The organism is Methylobacterium sp. CCH5-D2, from assembly GCF_001556475.1.
In the GTDB taxonomy this organism is placed as follows: domain Bacteria; phylum Pseudomonadota; class Alphaproteobacteria; order Rhizobiales; family Beijerinckiaceae; genus Methylobacterium; species Methylobacterium hispanicum.
Genome location: NZ_LSIX01000999.1, coordinates 1 through 2,453, shown reverse-complemented (window position 1 = coordinate 2,453; position 2,453 = coordinate 1). Strand labels below are relative to the sequence as shown.

The following is a 2,453-nucleotide window of genomic DNA, read 5'->3' as shown; positions in this document are numbered from 1 at the left end:
CGCGCGGTGCGTCGTAGGGGAAGGCCAGCGCGGACGAGGCCGGGGCAGCAATGCCGAGCATCAGAGCGGCAAAAGCGGCAGCGATACGAGTCTTCATGACGGTATTTTTCTCCTGAAACCTTGGCGATCGGCTCTCTACGGTCCGTATCGCTCGATTGATTTCAATATAGGCTCCTATCTCGCAGCGCGACGTGCCAGGACGCACCTCGCACGAGGGAACAAGTCCTGTCGCGACCACGTGCGGGTCCGGTCCGCACCCGTGCCGCGCCCGTGGTGCCGCGGCGTGCGGAAGCGACCGCCCGGAGCGTAGTCCCGTCCCACCGTCGCGCGGCCGCATCGCCGGCCGGTGGTCGCGGGTGCCGTGCTCGCGCTCTCGCACGATGGTCGCGCCGGCCAGACCGGTCGCGGGCAGGCTTCGGAGAAGCGTGCGGTACCCACCTGCCGAAGGGTCTCCGGGCGTCAGCGCGACGACGCCGCCCCGCACGCGATGCGCGGTCGCCGGCCCGGCTCCCGAAGTTGCGGGGTCCCTGGCAGCGGGCTTGCCGTCAGCCAGCCTTGATCGCGATGCGTTGGGGCTCGGGCTGCTTCAGGCTCGGCCGCGGAAGCTTCAGCTTGAGAACACCCTTGTCCATGCTGGCCTCGATGTCCTCGGACTTCGTGCCGGCCGGCAGTTCCAGGGCACGGGAGAAGGCGCCGTAGGAGCGCTCCACCACCTTGCGCGCGCCCTTGGTCTCCTCCGTCTCCTGGCGCTTCTCGCCGCTGATCAGGAGCATGTCGTCGGCCAGCTCGATCCTGACGTCGTCGCGCTCCAGGCCGGGCAGCTCGGCGGTGACCTCGATGTGGCCGTCCTTCTCGACGACGTCCATGCGGGGGATCGGCGGCCCCTGGAACAGCCCCGGCATGCCGAAGCGGATGTCACCGACCATGCGCTCGATCTCCCGCTGGAGGGGGAACAGCGTCGGCGTCGCGGGTGCCTCCGGAGCGCGGTCTCCGAGGGCGAGCAGGCTGCGAAGGTTCATGACTCGTCTCCATCCAGGGTGGCGGGAGGGACCCGCGCCCCGGATCAGAAGAGCACCCGGCGCGGTGCCGGGACCTTGCGCTGAATCAAGAGATCGCCCTGCCCGCCCGCTCAGCGGAGGCCGTCCCGCAGCTCCGCGCGCATCGCCGCGACCTCGGCGGCGCAGCGCCCGAGCACGGCCGCGCGGCGAAGCTTCCGGGTCGGCGTGACGAGACCGTTCCCGATCGTCCACGGTTCCGCGAGCAGGCGGACGGCGCCGACCTGGGCGGCCGGCGGAAACGGGCGCAGGGCGGTATCGATGCGGGCGAGCGCGGCGCGGCGCGCCCGCACGCTGTCGAGCGCGGCGGCATCCCACGGATCCAGCCCGAGCGCTCGTGCCAGCGGCCGCCAGACCTCCGGCGCGACCACCGCCAGCGCCGTTGCGCGCGGCTGGCCGTCGCCCACGAGCAGGACCTGCCCGAAGAGGGGATCCGCCCGGATGGCCGCCTCGATCGCGTCGGGCCAGATCTTCTCGCCCGTCGAGAGGACGATGCCGTCCTTCAGGCGGCCGCGGACGACGAGGCGGCCGCCGCGCAACGCGCCGCGGTCCCCGGTGTGGAGCCAGCCGTCGCGAAGGGCCTCGGCGCTCGCCTCCGGACGTCTCCAGTAGCCGAGCATCACGCCCGGCGAGCGCACCAGGATCTCGCCCGCCTCCCCGATACGCAGCGCCACGCCCGGCAGCGGCGGGCCGACGGAGCCGGGCATCGTCGTGCCGAGGCTGAACCCCGTCACCGCCGAGGCGGCCTCGGTCAGCCCGTAGCCTTCGACCAGCGGGAAGCCGAGGCCGAGGCAGAAGCGCGCCGTCCGCGCGGGGAGCGGCGCTCCGCCCGAGACCGCGAGCCGGATCCGCCCGCCAAAGGAGGCGAGGATCGGCCGCGCGACGACCCGGCGCAGCAGCGGCCAGAGCAGGGCGTCGAAGAGGCCGACCGGGTGTCCGCTCCGCGCCGCCCGGAAGACCTGCCAGCCGCGCGCGAGCGTCAGGTTCAGAAGCCGCCGCCTGATCGGGCTGCGCCGGGCCGCGGCCAGCACGGTCTCGTGGAGGCGGTCGAGCAGGCTCGGCACCACCAGGAGGACGGTCGGCCGGGCGGCCAGCAGATCCTCTCGGACCTGCTCGACCGATCGCGCGAACACGACCCGGGCGCCCAGGACGAGCGGCAGGTAGCAGCCGACGACGCGCTCGAAGATGTGGGCGAGCGGCAGGTAGGAGAGGAACACGTCCTCCTCGGTGCCGGGGTTGCGCTCCAGCACGGCCCGGGCCACGCCGAGGAGAGCGCGCTGGGTCAGCATCACGCCCTTCGGCCGTCCGGTCGTCCCCGAGGTGTAGACGATCGTCGCGAGCGCGTCGGGATCGGACGGTGCGGGCGGGCGTGTGGCGGGCCCGCGCGCGGCGAGCCAC

General features: G+C 73.3%; 2 protein-coding genes. Both read right to left on the bottom strand.

The window, feature by feature from the left end:
• Nucleotides 1–545: 545 nt before the first annotated feature.
• Nucleotides 546–1,019: an Hsp20/alpha crystallin family protein gene (locus tag AX737_RS27130; RefSeq protein ID WP_066926916.1), complete on the bottom strand. Its 474-nt coding sequence runs from the start codon at nucleotides 1,017–1,019 to the stop codon at nucleotides 546–548.
• 110 nt (nucleotides 1,020–1,129) lie between these two features.
• Nucleotides 1,130–2,453 (bottom strand): AMP-binding protein (locus AX737_RS27125; RefSeq protein ID WP_066926914.1); only part of this gene is annotated, 1,324 nt, incomplete at its 5' end.